Annotated in this window: 20 protein-coding genes; 13 read left to right on the top strand and 7 right to left on the bottom strand. The window is 60.2% G+C overall.

Annotation, left to right across the window (positions count from 1 at the left end):
• Positions 1-61: 61 nt before the first annotated feature.
• On the bottom strand, positions 62-376 hold the full coding sequence (locus tag ACR0NJ_RS20465) for a bactofilin family protein (protein ID WP_480818939.1): 315 nt from the start codon (positions 374-376) through the stop codon (positions 62-64).
• A 547-nt stretch (positions 377-923) separates the two neighbouring features.
• On the opposite strand from ACR0NJ_RS20465, the gene ACR0NJ_RS20460 reads away from it, so the two are divergent.
• Positions 924-1,772: a class I SAM-dependent methyltransferase gene (locus tag ACR0NJ_RS20460; protein WP_480818938.1), complete on the top strand. Its 849-nt coding sequence runs from the start codon at positions 924-926 to the stop codon at positions 1,770-1,772.
• A 104-nt stretch (positions 1,773-1,876) separates the two neighbouring features.
• Here the strand turns inward: ACR0NJ_RS20460 and ACR0NJ_RS20455 are convergent, their stop codons facing one another.
• Entirely contained in the window at positions 1,877-2,926 is a 1,050-nt protein-coding gene (locus ACR0NJ_RS20455) for a LacI family DNA-binding transcriptional regulator (protein ID WP_480818937.1), read from the bottom strand.
• Between the two features lie 127 nt (positions 2,927-3,053).
• On the opposite strand from ACR0NJ_RS20455, the gene ACR0NJ_RS20450 reads away from it, so the two are divergent.
• From ACR0NJ_RS20450 to ACR0NJ_RS20395, 12 genes are all read left to right on the top strand, one after another.
• Complete coding sequence (locus ACR0NJ_RS20450) at positions 3,054-4,559, top strand: sugar ABC transporter ATP-binding protein (RefSeq protein WP_480818936.1); 1,506 nt, start codon at positions 3,054-3,056, stop codon at positions 4,557-4,559.
• Positions 4,560-4,570: 11 nt separating this feature from the next.
• Positions 4,571-5,590 carry an ABC transporter permease gene (locus ACR0NJ_RS20445; RefSeq protein ID WP_480818935.1) on the top strand — a complete coding sequence of 340 codons (1,020 nt, stop codon included), beginning with the start codon at positions 4,571-4,573 and terminating at the stop codon, positions 5,588-5,590.
• A gap of 19 nt (positions 5,591-5,609) precedes the next feature.
• Positions 5,610-6,656, top strand: a complete 1,047-nt coding sequence (locus tag ACR0NJ_RS20440) for a substrate-binding domain-containing protein (RefSeq protein WP_480818934.1) — start codon at positions 5,610-5,612, stop codon at positions 6,654-6,656.
• Positions 6,657-6,769: 113 nt separating this feature from the next.
• Positions 6,770-7,531 (top strand): ATP-binding cassette domain-containing protein, encoded by a 762-nt coding sequence (locus tag ACR0NJ_RS20435; RefSeq protein ID WP_480818933.1) that lies wholly within the window; start codon positions 6,770-6,772, stop codon positions 7,529-7,531.
• 11 nt (positions 7,532-7,542) lie between these two features.
• Positions 7,543-8,667, top strand: coding sequence for an ABC transporter permease (locus ACR0NJ_RS20430; protein WP_480818932.1), 1,125 nt, complete (start codon positions 7,543-7,545; stop codon positions 8,665-8,667).
• A gap of 81 nt (positions 8,668-8,748) precedes the next feature.
• Positions 8,749-9,894, top strand: a complete 1,146-nt coding sequence (locus ACR0NJ_RS20425; protein ID WP_480818931.1) for a substrate-binding domain-containing protein — start codon at positions 8,749-8,751, stop codon at positions 9,892-9,894.
• A 75-nt stretch (positions 9,895-9,969) separates the two neighbouring features.
• Complete coding sequence (locus ACR0NJ_RS20420; RefSeq protein ID WP_480818930.1) at positions 9,970-10,932, top strand: YncE family protein; 963 nt, start codon at positions 9,970-9,972, stop codon at positions 10,930-10,932.
• A complete protein-coding gene (locus ACR0NJ_RS20415) occupies positions 10,929-11,933 on the top strand; it encodes a 4-hydroxythreonine-4-phosphate dehydrogenase PdxA (protein ID WP_480818929.1) in 1,005 nt (334 codons plus the stop codon). Before ACR0NJ_RS20420 ends, ACR0NJ_RS20415 begins: the two co-directional genes overlap by 4 nt.
• Before the next feature lie 10 nt (positions 11,934-11,943).
• Positions 11,944-13,119, top strand: coding sequence for an L-rhamnonate dehydratase (locus tag ACR0NJ_RS20410; protein ID WP_480818928.1), 1,176 nt, complete (start codon positions 11,944-11,946; stop codon positions 13,117-13,119).
• A 3-nt stretch (positions 13,120-13,122) separates the two neighbouring features.
• Entirely contained in the window at positions 13,123-14,031 is a 909-nt protein-coding gene (locus ACR0NJ_RS20405; protein WP_480818927.1) for a dihydrodipicolinate synthase family protein, read from the top strand.
• Between the two features lies 1 nt (position 14,032).
• A complete protein-coding gene (locus ACR0NJ_RS20400; protein ID WP_480818926.1) occupies positions 14,033-15,535 on the top strand; it encodes an aldehyde dehydrogenase (NADP(+)) in 1,503 nt (500 codons plus the stop codon).
• Between the two features lie 122 nt (positions 15,536-15,657).
• The gene (locus tag ACR0NJ_RS20395; protein WP_480818925.1) at positions 15,658-16,587 is read left to right on the top strand and encodes an SMP-30/gluconolactonase/LRE family protein; all 930 of its coding nucleotides are present in this window, start codon (positions 15,658-15,660) and stop codon (positions 16,585-16,587) included.
• 41 nt (positions 16,588-16,628) lie between these two features.
• On the opposite strand, the gene ACR0NJ_RS20390 is transcribed toward ACR0NJ_RS20395, so the two are convergent.
• The 5 genes from ACR0NJ_RS20390 to ACR0NJ_RS20370 form a co-directional block, all read right to left on the bottom strand.
• Complete coding sequence (locus ACR0NJ_RS20390; protein ID WP_480818924.1) at positions 16,629-18,155, bottom strand: sensor histidine kinase; 1,527 nt, start codon at positions 18,153-18,155, stop codon at positions 16,629-16,631.
• Positions 18,156-18,178: 23 nt separating this feature from the next.
• The gene (locus tag ACR0NJ_RS20385) at positions 18,179-18,871 is read right to left on the bottom strand and encodes a response regulator transcription factor (RefSeq protein WP_480818923.1); all 693 of its coding nucleotides are present in this window, start codon (positions 18,869-18,871) and stop codon (positions 18,179-18,181) included.
• Positions 18,871-20,451, bottom strand: coding sequence for a DUF4153 domain-containing protein (locus ACR0NJ_RS20380; protein ID WP_480818922.1), 1,581 nt, complete (start codon positions 20,449-20,451; stop codon positions 18,871-18,873). The genes ACR0NJ_RS20385 and ACR0NJ_RS20380 overlap by 1 nt, the downstream gene beginning before the upstream one ends.
• A gap of 164 nt (positions 20,452-20,615) precedes the next feature.
• Positions 20,616-22,031: an RtcB family protein gene (locus ACR0NJ_RS20375; protein WP_480818921.1), complete on the bottom strand. Its 1,416-nt coding sequence runs from the start codon at positions 22,029-22,031 to the stop codon at positions 20,616-20,618.
• 832 nt (positions 22,032-22,863) lie between these two features.
• Positions 22,864-24,356 (bottom strand): vWA domain-containing protein (locus tag ACR0NJ_RS20370; RefSeq protein ID WP_480818920.1); only part of this gene is annotated, 1,493 nt, incomplete at its 5' end.

Below are 24,356 nucleotides of genomic sequence, written 5' to 3'. Positions count from 1 at the left end.
GCATGTGCGAAACGCGATTGCGGTCATCCGGCGTTTCTTAGCCATGCGACGGGCGCGCGCACTAACCGCCGCTGGCTTCCACCCGACCGCTGATCTTGGCCCCTGAACTTACGGTCATGGTTCCGGCTGTCACGTCCGCCTTCAACGCGCACTTTTCCTCCAACGCCAAAGCGCGGCATTTTACGCTGCCTTCAACGCTGCCCGCGATTTTGACATCCCCGGCCTGAACGTGGCCCTTAACGGTTCCCGGTGCCAGAACTTCAACAGATTTAGCTTCGATGTCGCCCGTCACGGTGCCAGCGACAGAGATCGCTCCGTCATCGGCAACCATGTCACCTTGAATCGTCAGGTCTTCCTGAATCACTGTAGCTGCCAAGACGCTTTCCTCGCTGTTGGTTCCCAGTCAGGAATACGTGCTGCCGTCAGAGAATGCGAACGGAGTTGACGCTGGAGGCAGATTTTTGCCGATGGTTTCGCGTTCCGGTGAACCTTTTGCGTCCGATCAAAATGCCCCGCGCCAGCCTTCGTTGGTCACAGACACACCCGCATCTGAGTGTCTGCCCGCTGATAGACATGCTGTCGGATGCTGCGCTAGGCTGCGGCAAGCTTGCTCAATCATCACTTCGGACGGGCGGACGCCAAACCTGGGGCATCCCCAAAGGCAGATCGAAAGAGCTGTGACGAACAGAAGACATATCATTACCGGTATCAGTGCCTTTGTGGGCGCTGGCCTTGCTGCGAAGCATCACCGCAGGTTTACTCTTCGATGTGAAGGTGCGGCTTGCGCTTAGACACAGGCTTTTTTGAGCGCGCCAAAGCCCTGCTTTTTCCCAGCCCCCACTTTTCCTGAATGGTTTTCTGTGGTTTCGGATGGATGCGGTCTTTGACCAAAAACAGCGGTGTTACCAGGAAGGTATCGACACGTGTTCGGAAAACTCGAAGAGATTTTCAAGCGGCCTGAGCCTTTCAGCGTTTATACCGCTGAAGCGCTTTGGGCGGATGAACACCGCTCAGGGCAGATGCTGCGGTTTCATTTGAACGGTGCGATAGATGTTTCGTCTCGGAATGCGCAGTTCCTGGAACACTCGTCCGAGTGGATCACAAACCGTTTCGGTCTTGGCCCTGACAAATCCGTATGCGACTTTGGCTGTGGGCCGGGCTTGTATACCTCTCGGCTGGCGCGGTCAGGTGCGCGGGTTACGGGCATCGATTTCTCGGACAATTCGATTGAATACGCCCGAAAGCAGGCCCGTCATGCAGGGCAAGACATCGACTATGTTCACGGTAACTATCTGGAATTCCAGTCAGACGCGCGGTTTGACCTTATCACCATGATCATGTGTGACTATTGCGCGCTGAGCCCGGCGCAACGGCAGCAACTGCTGACCATATGGCGCGAATGTCTTGGCGATGGCGGTGCGGTTCTCTTCGATGTTTATTCAATGGCGGCCTATGCAGACCGTGAGGAAGCAAGCCTGTGCGAGAAAAACCAACTCGACCATTTTTGGCATGCGGAAGACTATTACGCCTTCGTCAACACGTTCAAATATGACGCCGAAGCGGTCGTGCTGGACAAATACAACATCTTCCCAGAGCGCAGTACGGCCCAGACGGTATATAACTGGTTGCAATATTTCAGCCCGGAACGCCTGACCGAAGAAGTGGCCGAGGCCGGTTTCAAGGTGGATCAGCTTTGTGGAGATGTCGCAGGCGGCGCGTTCGCGGACCAGAATCCCGAATTCGCCGTTGTCGTCACGAAAGAAGGGTCGTGAAGCTTAGTTGCAGTCGGGCACAAGGCAGCACGCCAGTGGCCGGTTAGACCCGAACGTGGGTGATTGGCGCACAGTCCTGGAGCCGCTTCGATTTTGCGCGCCACTTATCCATTCGGCGTGGTTTTCCTGACGGTACTTCCCGGGATCAATCGGAATCCCACGTCCTTTGCAGACTTTGTCGGCTCACCATTGATTTGTGCCAGGACCATCTCAGCCGCGATCTGGCCGATTTTCAGATGAGGCACTGCGATTGACGTCAGCCGATAGGGTTGTATCGCCGAAATCGGTAAATCGCCCCATCCCGCAATTCCGATGTCATCAGGCACGCTTAACCCGATTTTCTGCGCATAGTGCAACCCGCCGATGGCCATATTGTCATTCTGGTAGAAAATGACTTCGACATCGCGATGGGCTGCCAATAGCTGTTCGGTGCCGTAAAACCCGGTGTAAAAGCCCGGAGTGTCCTTCAGAAGCAATTGCTTCTCAAGCCGCCCCTTCGCATCCTCGATTGCTTTCGAGAACCCCTGAAGACGGGCGGTTGCCGCGTTCGCTACGTCATGCGAAGTGCCCACATAGCCGAATTTGCGATAGTCCATTCCAGCCAGATAGCGGCCCATGCTGTAGCCGCTGTCAAAATGGTTCAGGCCGACGCACATATCTAAAGGGCTGGAGTTGAAATCCCAGATCTCGACCAGCGGAATGCCCGCGCCGCGCAGCATCTGGATGGCTTTCGGGCTGTGCGATCTGCCGGTGACGATCAGCCCCGCCGGTTGCCAGGACAGCACCGTTTCGATCCATTTCTCTTCATGGTCGATTTCGTGCTCGGTCAGGCCCAGCACCGTCTGATGCCCGAACGCGCCCAGTTTCCGGTCGATGCCTTCCAGAACCTGCGCGAAGATTTCGTTGCCCAATTCGGGAATGCTGACCCCGACAAAGGTCGATTTCTTGTCACCCGCAAAGACCGTCGCCAGACGATTCGGCAGGTAGCCCAGCCGCTCGACCTCGGCCATGACCTTGGCGCGGGTTTTTTCGGAAAAACCACCCTCGTCCCGCAACACCCGGCTGGCCGTCATCTTGGAAACGCCTGCAGCCTTGGCAACCTCGGCAAGGCTTATCTTATTGTTCTTATTTGATTTATCCGGATCGCTGCTCATTTACGTTACGGGTAACTCTTTTTTATTGACATCTGATTGGCCTAGGAGAATGCTAACGTAACGTTACGGGTAACTCAATACGTTGTTGAGGAGCAGCAGAGGGACCCCGACCTGGGAGGAGACCGCCGTGCCGGCCACTGCGCACAACAATCTGTTCTTTGACGGGATAAAGAAGCATTTTGGCGGCACCTATGCCCTGCGCGATGTGTCCCTGAACGTTGAGCGCGGTGAAATCGTGGCACTTCTGGGCGAAAACGGCGCGGGCAAATCGACTCTGATCAAGATCCTCGGCGGTATCCACAAGGCGGATGAGGGGCGCGTTCTGATCGATGGACGGCCCTATGAGCACCGTCCCGGAGGGTTCGGCGAGCGCCAGTCGGTGGCCTTTATCCATCAGGATCTGGGCATGATCGAATGGATGACCGTGGCTGAAAACATCGCGCTGGCGCTGGGTTATTCGCGCAAGGGTGGCCTGATCAACTGGAAATCGGTCGAAGGCTTTGCGCAGCGGGCGCTGGACAAAGTCGGGTGTGAATTCGACCCGACCACACGGGTGCAGGACCTGTCGCGGACCGAAAAGTCGCTGGTTGCCATCGCGCGGGCGCTGGCGGTGGATTGCGATTATCTGGTTCTGGACGAACCCACGGCCTCATTGCCCGCCGATGAGGTCGAACGACTGTTCGAGGCGCTGCGCCCGCTCAAGGAACAGGGGGTCGGCATGATCTATGTCTCGCACCGTCTGGATGAGATTTTCCGGATCGCGGATCGCGTTGCCGTGTTGCGCGATGGTGAGATGGTCGGGCTGCGCAGCATCGACCACACCACGCCCGAGGAACTGGTTTACATGATTGTCGGCCGCAAGACGCGGCAGGTGGTGAAACCCGACACGCCGCCGGGCGACACGATTTTGCAGGTGTCCGGCCTGAATATGGAGGCCGCGCATAACGTCGGCTTTCAGCTTCAGGCGCATGAGATCGTGGGCCTGGTGGGCCTGCGCGGGGCGGGGCACGAGCATGTCTCGCGCGCGCTGTTCGGGTCCGAGATGTTCGACGGAGAGATCACGTTGCATGGCGAAAGCCCCGATCTGTCGTCGCCGCAGACAGCCATGGCCTCGGGCATCGGCTTGGTGGCGCGCGACCGGACCGAGGAATCGGTGGCCATGTCGCTGACCATTCGCGAGAACACGTTTCTGAATCCGGCGGCCATCGGGCGGTCGCTGCTGTCTTTCATGAGCACCCGCGCGGAAACCGAAAGCGCGGCCCGCATCGGCAAGGGGGTCGCCCTGTCGCCCAATGACCAGAGCATGGCCATCGAAAGCCTGTCGGGCGGAAACCAGCAAAAGGTCGTGATCGGGCGCTGGCTGGAAACAAAGCGCAAGTTGCTGATCTGCGAAGACCCGACCGCAGGCGTGGATGTGGGGGCCAAGGCCGAAATCTATGCCCTGCTGAACCGCGCCATGGAAGAGGGCGTAGGCATCATCGTCGTCTCGACCGATTTCGAAGAGGTCGCCGCCATCTGCCACCGCGCCATCGTGTTTAGCCAAGGCCAGATCGTGAGCGAATTGTCGGGCACGGAACTGACCACAGAAAACCTCATACAGGCTGCCTCGGCCTCGAACGCCGTTGCGAGTTAAGGAACTGAGATATGCAATCGCTTGAATCCAACGCGCTGGAACCCACCAAGGCCGAGCTAAAAAACGCCTCGCTGAAAACGCGCATTCTGCGGTTTCTGCCGGTCTATGGTCTGGTTCTGCTGACGGCGTTCCTGATCATCCTGTTCTCGATCCTGCTGCCCAACACCTTTCCGACGATGCTGAACCTGCGGGCCATTATCTCGGACAAGGCGATCATCGCGCTGTTGTCGCTGGGGGCGATGATCCCGATGGCGGCGGGGCGCATCGACCTGACGGTGGGCTATGGCATCGTGTTGTGGCACATTCTGGCGATTTCCCTGCAGACCATGTTCGGCATTCCGTGGCCCATCGCCGTGGCCATCGTGCTGTCGCTGGGTCTGTTGACCGGGTTCCTGAACGGGCTGCTGGTCGAGGTCGCCAAGATCGACAGTTTCATCGCCACGCTGGGCACCGGCACGGTTCTGTACGCGCTGGCCCTGTGGCACACCGGTGGCCGTCAGATGGTGGGCGCACTGCCTGAAAGCTTCTATGCCATCAACGGTACCTTTGTCTTCGGCCTGCCGATCACCGGGTTCTATGTGCTGGGGATCACGGTCGCCATGTGGCTGATCCTGGAATACACGCCCATCGGTCGATACCTCTATGCGATTGGCGCCAACCAGCGCGCCGCGCAGTTGAACGGTATCCCGACGCGCAAATTCGTTATCGGAGCTTTCATGTCATCGGGCCTGATCACCGCCTTTGCCGGGGTGCTTCTGGCGTCGAAACTTCGGATCGGGCAAGCCTCGGTCGGTTTGGAATTCCTGTTGCCTGCTTTGGTCGGGGCCTTTCTGGGGTCCACCACCATCAAGCCGGGACGTGTGAATGTCTGGGGAACAGTCGTGGGTGTCGCGATCCTGGCTGTCGGTATCTCGGGCATTCAACAATTCGGTGGGTCCTTCTGGGTCGAGCCGATGTTCAACGGTGTCACGCTTCTGATCGCAATCGGCATTGCCGGTTACGCCCAGCGGCGCAAAGGCGCCAGCAAGTAAAAGCATAAGGGAGGAGATTATGCTGAAACGGACGTTCATGGCGGTATCCGCCGCTGCCCTTCTGACCGGTCTGGGGATGCCAGCAATGGCCGAGACCGCCTTTGACGGGCCCACCGCAGGGCCAACAGCGGCCGAGGGCAAATCGATTGTCGTCGTCGCCGCGGACCTGAAGAACGGCGGTATTCTGGGCGTGACCAACGGCGTGGAAGAGGCCGTGGACACCATCGGTTGGGAGGTCCGCGTGCTGGACGGCGCAGGCTCGATCCAGGGCCGCACCGGGGCGATTGGTCAGGCGCTGGCCTTGCAGCCGGACGGGATCATCATCAACGGCTTTGACGCCGTGGAACAGCAGGCTGCGCTGGAAGGCGTGGTGGCCGCAGGCATCCCGATTGTCGCCTGGCATTCGGGTCCCAAGATCGGCTGCGATGCGCCGGGCGGTATCTTTGCCAATGTCTCGACCGACGCGATGACTGTGTCCGAGGTCGCCGCTGAATGGGCCATGGAGGATGGCGGCGATGGGGTCGGTGCGATCATCTTCACCGACTCGACCTATCAGATCGCCATCGACAAGGCCGACCGCATCAAGGAAACCATCGAGGCCGCAGGCGGCACGGTGTTGGAATATGTCGACACGCCCATCGCCGATACCTCGGCCCGGATGGGACCGCTGACCACCAGCCTGCTGCAGAAATACGGCGATCAGTGGACGCATGCGCTGGCGATCAATGATCTTTATTTCGACTTCATGGGTCCGGCACTGGCCGCCGCTGGCATCTCGTCCGAGGATGGCCCGCAGGCGGGGTCTGCTGGCGATGGGTCCGAGGCTGCGTTCCAGCGTATCCGCAGCGGCAACTATCAGACCATCACCGTGGCCGAGCCGCTGAACCTGCAGGGCTGGCAACTGGTGGATGAGTTGAACCGCGCCATTCAGGGTGAGGCATGCTCGGGCTATATCACCTCGCCCGCGCTGGTGACCGAGGCAGGGCTGGCCAAGCTGGGCGATACCAACCAGTTCGACCCCGACAGCCCCTACCGCGAGGCCTATTCGAAAATCTGGGGCAAGTAAGCCCACGGGCGGCCCCTGAAAAAGGGGCCGCATTCGGCAGGAATGAAAACGCGCAAGAACCTGCGAGCGGTCGATTGACCGCCCTGGCGGAGCTATGCGCAGAGGAGGAAACCATGAGCGACACGCCATTGGTTCAAATGCAAGGAATAACAAAGCGCTTTGGCGGTGTGACGGCGCTGCAGGACGTGGACCTGACCGCTTATGCGGGCGAGGTTCTGGCCATCGTCGGCGACAACGGGGCCGGTAAGTCTACGCTGATCAAGATCCTGACCGGGGTGCATCAGCCGACCGAAGGCCGGATTCTGCTGGACGGCCAACCGCTAGAGATGTCCAGCCATTCGGACGCTATCGCAAACGGGATCGACGCGGTCTACCAGACGCTGGCGCTAGCCGATCATCTGTCGCCTGCCGCCAACATGTTTCTTGGTAACGAATTGACCAACAGCTTTTTCGGCATCCCGTTTCTGGACAACAAACGCATGAAGACCGAGGCCGCGCGGGTGCTGGAAGAACGCCTGGGCGTGCGTCTGCGGTCAATGGATGTGATGACCGAAAGCCTGTCGGGCGGTCAGCGTCAGGCGGTGGCAATCTCGCGCGCGGTCTATCACGAAGACCTGCGCCTGCTGGTGATGGATGAACCCACTGCGGCCTTGGGCCCGCAGGAGACAGCGCGGACGCTGAAACTGATCAAGGCGCTGCGCGAGCAGGGGCTGGCGGTGATCCTGATCTCGCACTCGCTGGATGATGTGTTCGAAGTGTCGGACCGCATTCATGTGCAGCGCCGTGGCCGCGCCGTTGGTGTTGTCAAAACTGCGGAAAGTTCCGTGCAGGATGTTCTGGGCCTGATCGTAGGTGCCCAGGATGCGGCTGCGTGAGGAGTAAAGAGATGTCTGCAACAACCACGCATCCCGAAAAGACACTGATGGACCGGCTGGAACCTTATCTGGCCTTCATCGGCCCCATGGTCATGATCCTCGCGATCCTGATCTTCATGGGCATTGCCGAACCCGCGCGGTATTTCCGCCTGACCAACCTCAACCTGATCCTGCTGGACGCGGCGCTATATATGCCGATGGCGATGGCGATGACCTTTGTCATCACTCAGCGCGGCATTGACCTGTCGATTGGCTCGGTCGCGGCGCTGTCGGCCATTCTGATGGCCTTTCTCGTCAAGCAATACGGCTTTCCGGCCTGGATCGCGGTGCCGCTGGCCATTCTGATGGGCGCGATCATGGGCCTGATCAACGGGCTGGTCATCACCCGCTTCAAAGTGCCGGACTTGATCGGAACGCTGGCCATGGACCTTGTCTATCGCGGTCTGGCGCTGGTCATTGCCAAAGGTCTGGTGCTGGCCCGGTTTCCTGACCTGATCACTGAGATCGGGCGCGGCCAGATCCCCGGTTTCATTCCGGTGCCGGTTGTTCTGGGCCTGATCACCATGGCCGTTGGCTATGTGGTCCTGACCCGCACCTATTTCGGGCGCTACACCATTGCCATCGGCTCCAACCCCGAGGCCAGTGAGATGACCGGCGTCGCGGTCGACCGCCACAAGATCTACGCCTATGTGCTGATGGGCGCAGCGGCGGCGATGGCGGGCGTGATGCTGACCGGCAAGCTGAACGCGATTCAGGCGACCTCGGCCCCCTATTTCAACCTGCATGTCATTGCGGCGGTGGTTGTGGGCGGTACGTCCCTGTTCGGCGGGCGCGCCTCGATGCTGGGGTCGCTGGCCGGGGTGCTGCTGCTGTCGATGATGATCAATGCACTGGTGACCCTGCGGATCGAGTTCTTCTGGCAATCCGTCGCCTCGGGCGTGGTGATCGTCAGCTCGGTCGCTCTGTACACCTGGATGCAGAAGAAGGACCGGGACGGGGCGCATGGGCTGCTGGCCGGACTGCGCAGCAAAGAAGCCCGTAAACTCATCCGTTTTTCAGCCGCGCTGATCGGCGCACTGATCCTGTTGCTGGCCCTCGGGGCGGGACTGGCAACCGAGCCTGCGCCAAGCGGCTAAGGCAACAAAGTGGTGCGCCGGGGGATAGGAGCCCCGACGCACCTGCAAGACCCCACTTATTCGCGAAAGGGAGGACTTACCGTGAAACAATTGAACAAAGCACTACTGACGACAAGCGCGTTTTGCCTGTGTGCCGCAGCGGCCTGGGCCGAGGGCAACCTGCCCCTGAAAGAACTGCCGGGCATCGAAGACCGCGACTACTGGGTTCCGGGCGAGGTGAACGCCGACGGCAAGCTGGAAGCGCTGCAGGCGACAACCGGGGCCGAGGCGGTGAAATACAGCGGCACACAGGACGGCCCACTGCAGATCGCGCTGATCTATCCGTCGGCGGATACCTCGGATTTCTGGGCGCGCAACTATCTGGCGATGACAAAACGGCTGGAAGAGTTGGGCATCGAATACGAGACCACAGAATTCGCCAGCCGTCAGATCGAACACAGCCTGCAATCGACCTATGCCAATCAGGTGGTGCAGGATTCCGATCTGTATGACTTCGTGATCTTCGGGCCGTCAGAACTGGCGATTCAGGCGGACAATATTGACAAAATGGCGGGTAATGATGGCTTTGCCACCTTTGTCTGGGCCTTCCACACGCCGCCCAAGGATCTGAAGAACCAGCCCGATGCGTGGTTCGATTTCAGTTCCGCCGCCGGTGCGCTGACCATGTGCGACTACATGCTGGAACGTCTGGGCAACGACGTAACCATGGCGATGAACCGGGGTATTCCGGGCATCACCGACGATCAGCGCTCGGGCGATTTCAAGGCCTGCGTGGAAGAGAAAGGTAACTGGACCACCGTTTATGAACATTACGGTGAGTACCAGCGCGAAGGCGGTTTTGAAGGCACCAGCCTGATCCTGCAGGCGTATCCTGAGGCCACGATCATCCATAACGCCAACACCGCAATGGCCATGGGCTCGGTCGAGGCGCAGGTCGCCGTCGGCAAAGAGAAAGACGTGTTCTCAACCGGTTGGGGCGGCACCGGGCTTGAACTGGAAGCCATCCGCCGGGGTGAGTTGGACGCGACGCCGATGCGCATGGGCGATGATGTGGGCGCGGCCACGGCCGAAGCGATCAAGGCGCATCTTGAGGGCCGTCAGGACGAACTGCCCTTTGTCTTCCTTGGCCGCATCACGGTGGCCCATGATCAGATGAGCGCGGATGAGTTGAACGCGCTGGAACAGGAAGCGTTCCGCTTCTCGGGCGTTGGCGCGCTCGAGCGCTGATACCCCTTTCCGTGACCGGCTGGCGAGTGGCCGGTCACGGACCCCAATTGAAGACGACCACCGGAGGGAGATCGAATGGCGCAATCCATGATGCTGATTGAAAAATGCAGCCATTGCGTAAGCTGGTACGATATTGAAACGGGCGCCCGACAGGGGCGTTTGGATTTGCCGCATTTCCCCCATGAATTCGTGGTCGATGATGAGTTTCACTATGCCTATGTCGGGCATTACGGAGTGCAGAACTCGGGCATTGAAGGGCTGGAGGGCCGCTCGGTCATCGTGATCGATATCCGCAAGCAGGAAATCGTGCACACCTATGATCTGGGCGACCACCGCCGCCCGCATGGGATCGGGCTTGACGGGCAGGGGCGGCTATATGTGCTGTCGGAATGGACCGGGCATCTGCTGGTCAAGGAAAACCCGCGCGCCTTCGATCAGGGGTGGGATCACATCACGCCCACCGGCGGCACCAAATGCCACCTGTTTGCGCTGACCCGGGATGGGCATACGGCCTATTCGATGAACCTGACCTCGGGCGATGTGACGGTCTTCAACCCGTATGATGCCGGGGTCACACCGATCTCGATCAAGACCGGGCAAAAGCCCGAGGGGCGGTGCCTGCGCGAAGAGGTGCGGACGCTCTATACCTCGCAGCGGATTTCCAACACGGTGGCGGTGATCAACACCGACACGCTTGAGATCGAGCGCACGTTCCCAACGCCGGACGATCCTTGCCGTATTTACTATGACGGCAAACGCAACCGGCTGGTAACCATGAACCATTTCGGCGGGTCGTTTTCGGTGTTCGACGAAGCAACAGGTGAGATGCTGCACGACCAGAAAACGCCGGCCAACCCGCTGGCGCTGTGTATCGATGATGAGGCCGCATTCGCCTATATCGCCATCGATTGCGAGCAGGTGCAGCGGTTCAACCTCGATACGTTCGAGGTGGTGCAGACCTTTGACACGGGCAAAGAGCCGGACGTGATGGTCATCCTGCCCGATGGATTTTCCAAACATTGGGAGGGCGTGGCATGACCAAACCTCGTATCGCCATCGTCCCCGGCGACCCGTCGGGGATCGGGCCAGAGTTGATCGCCAAGCTGCTCAATCAGGACGGCGTGCAGGACGCAGCCGATATCGTGCTGGTGGGCGACAGTCACCTCTGGCAGCGCGGCGCGGAACAGGCCGGACTGGATGTGCCGCTGAACACCGTGGACGCGGTGGCCGACCAGCCAGGCCTGACGCATCTGGAACTCGACACAATCGCGCCAGAGGACGTGCAGATCGCCGAAGTTACAGTCGAGGGCGGCACGACATCCCTGCGCTGTCTCGACAAGGCGATGGATCTGGCGATGGCGGGGCAGGTGGACGGCATCCTGTTCGGCCCGTTCAATAAGGCCGCGATGACCGCTGCGGGCCTCAATGCCGAGGATGAGCACCGCTATATGGCGCGCTATATGGGGCATACCGGCTATCACTCGGAACTGAATGTTCTGGATGAGCTGATGACGACCCGCGTGACCTCGCATATCGGGCTTAAGGATGTGGCGGCCAATATCACCGAAGAGGGGATATTGAAGGCGGTCAATCTGGCCAATGATACGCTGCGCAAGGCGGGCAAAGCGCGCCCGAACATCGCGGTGGCGGCGCTGAACCCCCATGCAGGGGACAACGGTAAGTTTGGTCGGGAAGAGATCGACATTCTGGAACCCGCCGTGCGCAAAGCGCAGGAAAAACAGATGAATGTGACCGGCCCTTGGCCCTCGGACACGGTGTTCCTCAAGGCGCAGCTGGGTGAGGTCGATGCGGTTGTGACCATGTATCACGACCAGGGCCAGATCGCGATCAAGCTGATGGGGTTTGAACGCGGCGTGACCGTTGCAGGTGGGCTGCCCATCCCGGTCGCCACCCCGGCCCATGGCACCGCTTTTGATATCGCCGGACAGAACAAGGCCAATCCGGGCGCAACACGGCAGGCGTTTGATCTGCTGGTGCGTATGGCCAAAACACATCGCGCTGATCGCAGCGCGGACTGAGAGGACTAAGATGACCAAGATTAAATCCGTACGCACCCGCGTCTGGAACTGGACCGGACCGACCGTGCCACCCACCGGCAATTTCTGCACCAATGCCTCGGACGCGCTCTATGAAAAGGGCGATGCGATGTCGTCCTTCCGCTTCCACCAATGGCTGACCTGCGAGATCGAGACCGAGGATGGCACCGTCGGCATCGGCAACGCGGCCCTTGCGCCCTCGGTCGTCAAAGCGGCCATCGACGAATGGTTTGCCCCGCTGGTGATTGGCGAGGACCCGTTCGACTATGCCTACTTATGGGAAAAGATGTACCGCCGCAGCCATGCCTGGGGGCGGAAAGGGATCGGGATGATCGCGATCTCGGCTGTTGATCTGGCGATCTGGGATCTGATGGGTAAGCTGGCGGGTAAACCGGTGTTCAAACTGTTGGGCGGGCGCACCAAAGAGAAGATCCCGGTCTATTACTCCAAGCTCTATTCCGGCCCCATCGACGTGATGCAGGCCGAGGCCGCCGAGGCGCAAAAGAACGGCTATTCCGCCTACAAGATGCGGTTCGGCTGGGGCCCAAAGGACGGCATGGCGGGGATGCGCGAAAACCTCAAACGGGTCGAGGCGGTGCGCGAGGTCATCGGCTATGACGTCGATCTGATGGTTGAATGCTACATGGGCTGGAACCTCGATTACACCAAGCGGATGCTGCCCAAGCTGGTCAAATACGAACCCCGCTGGTTGGAAGAGCCCGTGATCGCCGATGATGTCGAGGGCTATCGTGAACTCAATGCGATGAACATCATCCCGATCTCGGGCGGCGAGCATGAATTCTCAATCATCGGCTGCAAGGACCTGATCGAGAAAAAGGCCGTCAGTGTCCTGCAATATGACACCAACCGCGTCGGCGGCATCAACGCCGCGCAAAAGATCAATGCGATTGCCGAGGCGTTTCAGGTGCCCGTGATCCCCCATGCAGGCCAGATGCACAATTACCATCTGACCATGGCCAACGCCAATTGCATGATCAGCGAGTATTTCCCTGTCTTCGATGTCGAGGTCGGGAATGAGCTGTTCTACTACATCTTTGAAGGCGACCCCGAGGCAGTGGACGGGTTCCTTGATCTGGACGACACTAAGCCCGGTCTGGGGATCGAGATCACGGACAAACACCTGAAACACTTTGAGATTACGGAGTAATCCATGACCTATACCGGTATCTGGCCTGTCGCGCCGACACCGTTCCACGATGACGGATCGCTTGATCTTGAGGGCATGAAGCGCGTTCTGGATTGCCTGATCGATCAGGGCGCGGATGGGATTTGCGTGCTGGCCAATTTCTCGGAACAGTTCCTGATCTCGGACGAGGAACGCGCAATCCTGACCCGGCTGAGCCTTGAGCATGTTGCAGGCCGCGTGCCGATGATCGTGACGATCAGTCATTTCGCCACCCAGATCGCGGTGGAACGGGCGCATTTCGCCAAGGATCTGGGCGCGGACATCGTGATGATGATGCCGCCCTATCACGGGGCGCTTTTGAAGGGGAACGCGCAGCAGACCTATGATCAGTTTGCCGCCGTGGGTCAGCTCGGCATCCCGATCATGGTGCAGGACGCGCCCTTGTCTGGCGTCGATCTGCCGGTGCCCCTGCTGGTGCGCATGGCGCAAGAGATCGAGATGGTGAAGCTGTTCAAGATCGAATGCCCCCGCGCGGCCAACAAGCTGCGGGCTCTGATCGCTGAAGGCGGCGACGCGATTGAAGCGCCCTTTGACGGCGAAGAGGGCATCACTCTGCTGGCCGATCTGGATGCGGGGGCCACGGGGTCGATGACCTCGGGCATGATTGTCGACCAGATCAAACCGGTAATCACGCATCACCTTGCCGGCCGCGTGGACGAGGCAACCGCCGCCTATGGCCGTGTCGCGATGGTGATCAACCATGAAAACCGACAATGCGGCTGGCAATCCTGCAAGGCCGCGATGGTCGAAGGGGGCGTGATTGCTTCCGATTTCTGCCGCCACCCGATCGACCCGCTGCAACCGGCCATCCGCGACCGGCTGGTAGACCTTTTGAAACCGCTGGACCCGCTGGTCCTGAGATGGGGAAGATAACATGATCCTTGGACAAAACCTGATCGACGGCACCTGGGTCGGGTCAGACAACCTGCGCGCCTCTGACGACCTTGACGGCCAAAGCTTTGCCCAGGCCACCGCCGCGCAGGTGGACGCTGCCTGCCGCGCGGCCCGCCGCGATTTCCGCGCCTATTCCGGTAAACCGCGAAGCGAACGTGCCGCGTTCCTGCGCACAATCGCCGACCAGATGGATGTGCTGGGCGATGAGATCACCCAAACCGGCATGGCCGAAACCGGCTTGCCTGAGGTTCGTCTGGTGGGCGAACGCGGACGCACGACAGGCCAGTTGCGCATGTTCGCCGATCTGATCGAAGAGACCGGGTATCTTGATACCCGCCAAGTTGGCGCACTTCCTGACAGGACGCCACTCCCCCGTCCTGATCTGCGCCTGACGCACAAAGCCATTGGCCCTGTGGCCGTCTTTGGGGCGTCGAACTTCCCGCTCGCCTTTTCTACGGCGGGCGGGGATACCGCTTCGGCTTTGGCCGCAGGGTGCCCGGTGATCGTCAAGGGCCACAGCGCCCATGCGGGCACAGCGGAACTGGTGGCGCAGGCCATCGCCAAGGCCATCGAGATCTGCGGCATGCCTACGGGCACTTTCCAGATCGTGCAAGGGTCAGGGCGCGAGGTCGGCTCGGCCCTTGTGCAGCACCCCGAGATCACCGCCGTTGGCTTTACCGGATCGCTGGCCGGGGGCCGGGCGCTTTATGATCTGTGCCATGCCCGCCCGCAGCCGATCCCGTTTTATGGCGAACTGGGTTCGGTCAACCCGATGTTCTGCCTGCCCGAAGCCATGGGCACCCGCGCGGCTGAGATCGGCGCGGGCTGGGCGGCGTCGCTGACCATGGGGGCCGGGCAGTTCTGCACCAATCCCGGCGTGGCCGTCATGGTCAAGGGGCCAGAGGCCGATGCCTTGGAAGCGGCCTGTGTTGCGGCCCTGAATGACACGGCCGAGCAGAAGATGCTGACCGACGGTATCCACGACGCATACGAACAGGGCGTCCGCGCCTTCCGCGATCTGATGACCGAGGTTACATCCTGCGGCGCGGCCACCGGCAAACGCACGGCCATGCCTGCGCTGTTCAAGGTCAGCGCGGCTGAGTGGATGGCCAACCCCAAGCTGCAGCATGAGGTCTTTGGCGCGGCAGGTATCATCGTCTTGTGCGAAGACACCGACCAGATGAAGGCCCTCGCCGAGGGGTTGGAGGGTCAACTGACCCTGACCCTGCACATGGATGACAGCGATACCGAACTGGCCCGCGACCTGATGCCGATCCTTGAAGAAAAAGCCGGTCGCCTTCTGGTCAACGGCTTCCCGACGGGGGTCGAGGTCTGCTCGGCCATGATGCATGGCGGGCCATATCCGGCCAGCACCGATGTCCGCGCCACGTCCGTGGGAACGCTGGGCATTGTCCGCTGGCTGCGCCCGGTCAGCTATCAGAACATGCCCGATGCTCTGTTGCCGGACGAACTGAAAGGCTGAGGTACCCTGCGGATCGGCCCATTGACCCGGGACAGGGCCATGATGCGGGCCAATCCTTGGTCAGAAGCAACGGGCATATGAGATTGGGTGCGATCAGCCCCCTTAAACAAAGGAGCGGAGTGATGTTTGGTGTACTGGATGGCACAGGGTTCGAAGTCATCGAACAAGAATTCGAGGCCTGTTTCATCGGCCATGCCCGGGTCGAGCGTCTGTGGACCGGCGCGCGCTGGTCCGAAGGGCCGGCGTGGTTCGCAGCCGGTCGATATCTGGTCTGGTCGGACATTCCCAACAACCGCCTGATGCGGTGGGATGACACGGATGGCACGGTCTCGGTGTTTCGCCAGCCCTCAAACAACGCCAACGGCAATACGGTAGACCGCCAAGGGCGGCTGGTGTCCTGCGAACATCTGACCAGACGGGTGACCCGCACCGAACATGACGGGTCAATTACCGTTCTGGCCGATGCGTGGCAGGGCAAACGGTTGAATTCCCCCAATGATGTGGTGGTGAAATCCGATGGCTCGGTCTGGTTCACCGATCCGTCCTACGGCATCATGATGGATTATGAAGGCGAGCGCGCAGACAGCGAAATCGGTGCCTGCCATGTCTATCGCATCGATCCTGACACGACCGAAATCACCGCCGTCGCGACCGACTTTGTAAAACCCAATGGTCTGGCCTTTTCGCCGGACGAGAGCAGCCTTTTCATATCCGATACAGGTGTCACGCATGACCCCGACGGGCCCGCGCACATTCGCAGGTTCAGCGTATCGAGCAGCGGAAAAACTCTGTCAGGGGGTGAGGTCTTTGCAAACTGTTCTGCAGGGCTGTTTGACGGATTCAGACCCGACCGGGACGGCCGCATCTGGAGCTCAGCCGCCGATGGCATTCACTGCCTCAACCCGCAAGGAGATTTGATCGGCAAAGTGCATATTCCCGAGATGGTTGGAAACGTGAGTTTCGGCGGTGCCAAACTGAACCGCTTGTTTGCGGCGGGAACAAGCAGCCTCTACGCGATTTATCTGAACGTGAACGGTGTGTCCCCGGTTTGATCTCATCTGCTGACCGTGTTTGTTGAAAGGCAGCCGCGCCTTTAAAGACCGCGCTGCAAATGGCTATGGCCGGTGCGGTCGAAGACGATGTGAAACGAAACGCCTTGCGGGCTGCTCTGGAAGTCGATTTTGCCGTTCGAGGCCTCGACCACGGATTTCACGATATTCAGCCCCATACCTGTGCCCCCGTCATCGCGTCGGGTCGTGAAAAACGGCGTGAAAACTTTGTCGAGATTGCCTTCGCTGATGCCTTTGCCATTGTCGGTCACGGTTAGGGTCACCGAACCAGCGTCACGGGTGCAGTCCAGCAAGACGCGGGTTGCCCTGTGCTGGCTGGCGTTTCCAACCAGGTGAGACAGGATGATCAACAAGGCGTCGCGGCCCACGGGAACTTTGGCATCGTTCCGCCCGATCCCGACACCGGCCTGAGGGAAAGAGGACCGGATCTCGGCAAGAACATCCATCAGATCGGTTTCACCGCCGTCGAGCTTTTGATCAGCCAGGCTGTATTCCCGCATTTTCGCCAAAAGGGTCTCCATCCGGTCAATGTCGCGCGCGACATTTGCCAGAAACCGCTGGCGTTGATCCTCCGGCATATCGCCGTCTCTGAGCAGTTCCAGTGCCCCTTTGGCCGCCGTCATCGGCGACTTGAGCTCGTGGGTGACATGGGCGGTGTAGGACCTGAGCGCGTCTTGCTGGGTTTGCAACCGTTCCGTCAGGGATTGGAAACTGTCGCTGAGGTTTTCAATCTCTCGGGTGCCCAGATGGTCGATGGGTTGCCATGTCCAGCGCCGGGTATCGGACGCCGACATGTGGCGGATCAGGCTATGGATGGGGCGGGTGATGAAGCGCCAGAACAGAAAGCCGACAAGCGCCGTTGCCAGCAGCACGAACAGGCCCGCCCGGGCCAGATTAAGACGCTCGCCATAGAGAAACCGAAAGATGTGGTTCGGTGTTCGGCTGATATAGACCGCGCCGATAAGCTCATCATCCAGCATGGCGGGCATGGCCACAAAGATCCGAACACGGGTCCCTCGGCTAAAATCGTACAGGAACGGCTCTGGTTTGGAACGGATACGCACGCGGGCGACGGACGCGGTCTGTCCCTGCAATGCCATAGCGACTTCATCCACATGGGCCAGTGACAGACCGACCTCGGCGCTGCCGCCGATCACGTTTCCGGACGGATCGAGAAACCTGTAGCCCGCCAGTGTTCCGATTTGGGATAGATCGGCGATCCGGGACAGGCGTTCGCCGACCGTATCATAGATCGGGTCAGGTGTTTCAGTGATTGTCCGGGCATCAGGGCGCGGAGGTAAGATCGTGCTCTCGCTCAATGAAAGGGACGGGAAAAGCGGTGCCAAATCTTCGGGAATGACAGGTTTGCTGTGGCCCTGTGCTGCCTCGGCATAGGTTTCGGCATAGAGCGCGGACATGATGGACGCCTGCGAAAGCAGGCTTTCCTCGGCCTGTTGGACAAGCTGGTTGGCATAGAATTTGAACAGCAGCAGCCCAGCGAAAGGCAGGCAGAGCACCACGCCCAGCACCGCCACCAAAACTAGCCACAATCGGGGCCGCCATTTACGGCGTTTCACCGGCACAACCCCATGCGCAGGCCGACCCCATGCACCGTGACGATACCGCTTTCGCATCCCGCGTCAGCCAGCTTTTTGCGGATATTGCGGATATGGCTGTCGATGGTGCGGTCCGAGACATGGACATTGCCGCCATAGGTCGCGTCGATGATAGATTGCCGGGAACTGACGATCTCGGGCCGTTTCATGAGATGGGCCAGCAGCGTCATTTCGGATGCGGTGAGGTCAAGTTTCGTTTCCTTGAACCAGCAGGCGTGGCGCGCGGCGTCCAGCCGCAACTGACCATGCTCGAGCGCGGTTCCGGGGTTTGTCTCTTGCGGGTTCGGGCGGCTGCGTTTCAGGATCGCCTTGGTTCTTGCCACCAGCTCTCGGGGGCTGAACGGCTTTGTCACATAATCGTCGCCGCCAATTTCAAGCCCAAGCACCCGGTCGATCTCGTCGTCTCTTGCGGTCAGGAACACGATCGGGACTTCCGAGGATTTCCGGATGCTCCGGCAGACCTCAAGCCCGTCCATTTCGGGCAGGCCTATGTCGAGGACAATCAGGTCAAACGGATTTCTGGCAACCATTTGCAACGCGGTTGCCCCATCTGAGGCAAAGCTGACGTGGTAACCGGCCTTTTCCAGGGCAAAGCCGATCACCTCGCGGATGTTCTGATCGTCGTCGACGGCGAGAATCCTATTCGGCATTACAAAACTGGCTCTTGGGCATTTGCGTCAAGATAGACCTCTAGCCGCCAGCGACGGAACCCCCATTCTCGCCAATCGGAAATCGGATCCAGCCACAGACGAAGATAGGGGCTGCACGCCTGTCCTCCTGTTTCGGTTTCGAAAGCAATGATGATCGGGAGCGCCTGTTCCCCCAGCTGGCACATATACTGCGGATCAAAGCGGCCCAGTTCCGACAAAGAGGCGAAATTGTGGGCTGCGATCAGGTAGGCAAAATTCACAAAGCAGCAGATATAAAGCGTTGCCCCCACGGTGATCAGGTTGGATCGGACCAGCCAGCCGATCCCCTTGTTCCGCGCCATCATGAAGACGACCAGACCCAGACCGACAAAGACCAGACCCACCCAGATGAAGGCTCGGACACGAAGATAGGTCAGGGAATAGACATCGACATAAAGCTGCAGCCGAAAGGCGGCGGTAAGCACCAGAAACAGGGTTTGGCCCAGCCAAAGATACATCAGGGCGCGCAGCATCGGGTGGCCTTCAATCATCCTGTGCGATGCAATCGCAAAGATCCCGGCCAGCAGGGCGGTCAGGACCAGCGGATAGGCTCCGCGATGGGCGTATTCCGCATAGGTCATCCCCGCTGGCAAGGCCGCCCCGCCGGACAGCACGCCGATATCCAGCGTCGTCTGCACCAGAAACATTGCGTTGAACAGAACCAGCGCATTGCGAACGGATGCGGGGTTGAACAGGTCATTGCAGCGCTGGCGTGTTTGTTGTTGCCTTGCGCGCCCGACCGTAACCGGCCCGACCCAGGCACCCTGCAGGTGCAGATAGGGCCAGATCAATGACGCGGCCACCAGCCAGAACACAAACCTAAAGGCCTGATCCGTGTCGATAAAATCAAGCGATGCAACATGTTGTAAAGCGCGATCCAGAAGGGGATTGGCCGAGGTCAGAAGCAGCAGGAAAACCAGCCCGACACCGGCTGGCATAATCAAGGCCATGATATTCTTTCTGAAGTCAGACCCGGGTTTGAATTCCGTGACGTCCCGAACGACCTTCACGGGCAAAATCACGGCCCCGACAGAGGACACGCGCAGCATCAGCCAAAGCGTCTGCCACCATGTGACGAACCGGTCATAGGCGACCCAGACAGTGATCGCGACGATCCCGAGGCCTGTGAAAAACAGCGAAAGCGGTTGCAGCAGTTCGATGACAGGCAGGTTGAGCGCGATCTCGGCGCTCATCCAAAGCAGCCATTCCTTCCGCGTCGCACCGGTTTTCTTCGAGGCCAGGATTATCGCACAAAACGCCATGGCAAAAACCGCAACGGACACGCCCGGGCCTTTCTCCCAGAACAGCCAATCCGCCAGCAGGACCAGAAGCAGAAGAACGGGCACCGTGAACGGGCGCGCAATTTTGCGGATCTCAACCGGGCTGTCAGGAGGGCCCGCACTTTCCGCCCCGTTCGGCGTTGCCGCCGTCAGCCACCATCCATCCTGTTTGATGCGCGAGGGCACCCCTCTGATAACCAATTGCTGTTCCATACGCCCCTCGGCCTGTTGATTGCTCAGGACGGAGGATGGATAAGACATGTGCATTCCAAGGCCCCAAGGTCCTTAGAGCGTCAGGTCATTTCGTGCATGATTTGTGCAGATCGAACCGGAACAGCCGCGACGATCTTATGTCGCGGCTACCAACACGAAGTTTTCTGTGCTGCAGGGTTCGGAGATTGTGTTGCCGGGGCCGTCGGCGGATTTCACCGACGCCCCTTCTTCTTGTTTTTCCAGAACGGCGGCACATCTCCGGCCATGATGCAGCCGTAAGGGTCGATATAGTCCTCGATCTCGGCGAGATCATAGGACTTGATCTGCGCCACGACACTGTCCGCGCTTTTGTAGCTGGACGGCAGTTCAGAGGCATCGACTCCACCCGCATGAAAGCGGATGTCCAGACCCTCGGTTTCCGCCTTCAGCATCTGATCCGGTGTCACCGACCCCATCCGGCGCTTGTGCTCGGAGCGCGAAAAATTCCGCCCCGCGCCGTGCGGGCTGAAGCCCAGACCGTGACCGGCATCCTTGCCGCGCACCACCAGAACCGGTTCCGACATGTTCAGCGGGATCAGAGTCAGACCTGTTGCATCCGCCGCGTAATCGCCCCAGGCCGGGGTTGCGCCCTTGCCGTGGTAGAACAGATCACCCCGTTTGAAGACGAAGTTATGCTCGTTCCAGAACCGCTCACCCACATCGCCCACCCGCGCGGCCTCGACGGTGGCCTGATGGATCGCGTTATGGTTGGCCTTGGTCCATTTCCGGATCAGTTGCAGTGCTTCCCAATAGTCGCGACCCTCTTCGCTATCCGCCGGAATCCAGGCGTTCTGCTTGGATGTCTGCGGCGACAGCGCCTTGCGGAACCGCTCGGCCACGGCCATGCCGTTCTTGTACAGAACCGCCCCAGGCCCGCGCGAACCATGATGGGTCACAATCGCCGTCCGTCCGGTTTTGCGCGAGCGTCCCACAAACAGGAAATGGTTCCCGTCGCCCTGCGTCCCCATATGCTCCTGCGCCATGCGCAGCGATTTGGGGTTGTCCAGAAACGGGTTCTCGCGGAACGCGTCCAGCAGTTTCAGCGAGGTTGTGAACCGCTTACCCTGCGTCCGCCCGCCCGGCCCGAAATGGGTCACCGACTGCGCCGCATCCAGCACCGTCTTAGGGTCCGCATCCCCCAGATCGGTGATCATGACCGAGCAACAGATATCCGCCGAGTGCATCCCCGGATGGATCGCATTGCGCGCCGCCGCCACGCCACCAACCGGGATCGTGCCAACCGGACCCGCCGGACAGGCATCCGGCATAATCGCCCCGGCCTCAATCGTCGGTGTCCGCATCAGGGCCGTCATCGTCTCGCGCACTTTTGAGACGTTGTCTTCCTCATCGGGGTCGCCCGCGTCGATGTTCTCGTGAAATGCCATCTCTCCGCGCGCGCGCAGGTCCAGCGTGGGCGGGATCGGAGGGATCTCGCCCTCCAGCTCCTGCCGGATGCGCACCAGACCGAACCCTTCGGCCCGCATCTCATTCGCGCGCGCCAACAGGGCCGGGAAGTGCTTGCCGGGGCGATGCCCCCAGTCTTTCAGATGTTCCCCGGTCACGGGGTCGAATGTGTTTTCTTTAGTCATCTTCGTCTACTCGCGTTCCCAAATTGGATGGGCGACAAAATGTTCGCAAACCGATATTTTCCGCCACCGGATTGCTCCGGGCTGGGTTCGAACCAGCACAACATGGGTATCCATGTCTCCCTTTCGGGCGCGTCTACCAGTAGGTCAGCGGGCATTCGCCCAACTTTTCATTGGCCCCGGCGACAAGGGGTGAAGAAACAATCGGGAGGCCCGCCCCGCATCTGAATGGGCAGATGCGTTTGCCGTCTGGGCGCCGGCACGGAGGGGAGTTGAACCCGCTCGACCTGTCCCTGTTGAGCCATGTAGTTCCTTCGGCATTCGCCGGGGGTGTCCTTTCGTTTTGGGTCTCGACGACAAGAATTTGGTGAAACGCCTGCTCTACCTGACTGAGCTACATCGCAATGCGATGGCGGGATTCGAACCCGCGACACGGAGATTAACAATCTGTAGTTCCACCGGCATTCGCCGAGATTTGTCCTTCTGTTCTGGTCAGGCAGACAAGGGTTGGTGAGACAGCGCCCTTTGACGGGCGCGGATCGTTAACAGCGATGTAGTCCCACCGGCATTCTGCCTGATGTTGTTCGGGTCCCGGCGACAAGGCGGTCGTGTTTGCGTGCAAACCACGACCATGGTGAAACAGCTTCACTGAGCTACGCGCATTGCGCGGCGAGAGTTGAACCCGCGACCTCCGGCCTACTGGCCGGCGCTCTATCCTGTAGTTCCACCAGCATTCGCTGGGAAAAATCTGTGTGGGTCAGGCGGACAAATCTGGTTGTGAGACGGTGACATTACCTAAAAATGTAGTCCCACAGGCATTCCGCCTGACCCGTTTTCATATTTCGATCTTCTCGATCTCGCCGACCCAGTGATCCGGGCCGGTCTGACCGGCAGCAAACGCCGCGATCTGGTCAAAGACCGCATCCGAGAAGCCGCCGACATTCAACACGTCTGAACGCGTCTGCGCCTGCGTGGTCCCGTATGGGGCGATGTCGATGCAGACCAGTTTGGCCTTCGGGTTGCGACGCTTGATCACCTCCCATTCCTTCAACATCGCCGTCCCCTGACCGCCAGCGCGGGCGTCCACCCACGACTGGTTGTCAGACACGAACACCACCAGATCCGGTGCGCGGCCGCGTTTGTTCAGCCAGGCCAGCGGTGCGGAACAGTTCGTCCCGCCCCCCGCAAGCGCGGCCAGACGCTCGGCATTGGTCAGGATCGTGTCGCGCGGCTGCGGACGTACATCACGCACGTCGAAGTCGAACGGCAACACCTGACACCCGCGGTTCACCCGCTGGAAAGACGCCGCCACCAGCGCCGCCACATCCACGTGGCGCACAGCCGAGGTTGCCCCCGGACGATACCCGGTCACGGCCCAGGTCATCGAGCCCGACACGTCCGGGCACACGACAACCTGACCCGAGACCTGCGGCACGTTCTGCACCGCGATCTCCATCGCGTCGTGCAGGGCATCCACGATCTCGCGCGGCATCTCGCTGTTCACGTTCTGCGCCGCCACCATCAACTGGTACGGAAACGCACGCGCCTTTGCGATGGCCTGCGGGTCGCGCAGCAAGGCCGCCACATGATCCACGTTCCGGGTCACGTTGAAAACGCCGTGGCGCTGGAACGTGTTCAGGTTCTGCCGCACCATCTGCCACGACCCCTTGCGCGCAATCCGTGCCCAATGCTCGGGCGACAGCTCCAGCTGCGTCAGCATCTGGAACGGCACATCCGGCACCGGACCCTTGCCGGTCTCGCGAAACGCAATCCAGTCCCGCAGGGCCTGTGGCAGCCGTGCCAGATTGCACGGCCGCCCGACGATCCAGGCAAACAGCGCCTCGCGCTCGGCCGAGGCCGGTTTCGGGTGCACCATCTTGATCACGTCCGCCAATGACGGGTCATTCCCGATATTGGCGTTCAGCAGCGCCCGATCAGACGCGGTGTTCAACCAGGTCTGCACCATTGCTTTCGGTGCAGACCCAAGCGATTTCCGCCCCGTCTGACCCGACCGGATGACCTGCACAAAAGTGCGCAGCATCTTGCCGTTATCGATCACCTGGGCGAACGCCGCCCGGAACAGAACCGGGTCACGCCGGGCCAGAATGGCCAGCAGAACCGCAGGCATATCCTTCATGTATCCCGACTGGCGGGCATAGATCGCGGCCTGTGCCAGAAAGCGCGGCGCGACGGCTTCGGCCACATCCAGAACGTATTCCAGTTCCTCCTGCGGCGACTGATAGAACATGCGCCCGAAAGTACCGGAGACGGTGACCTGAGCCTGTGCATGGGCATCGGAATATGCGTAGGCCGGTGCGCCATGGGCGT

This window comes from Ruegeria sp. F11, assembly GCF_056533855.1.
Note: the sequence above shows the minus strand (reverse complement) of the source record. Positions and strands in the feature narration are given on the sequence as shown.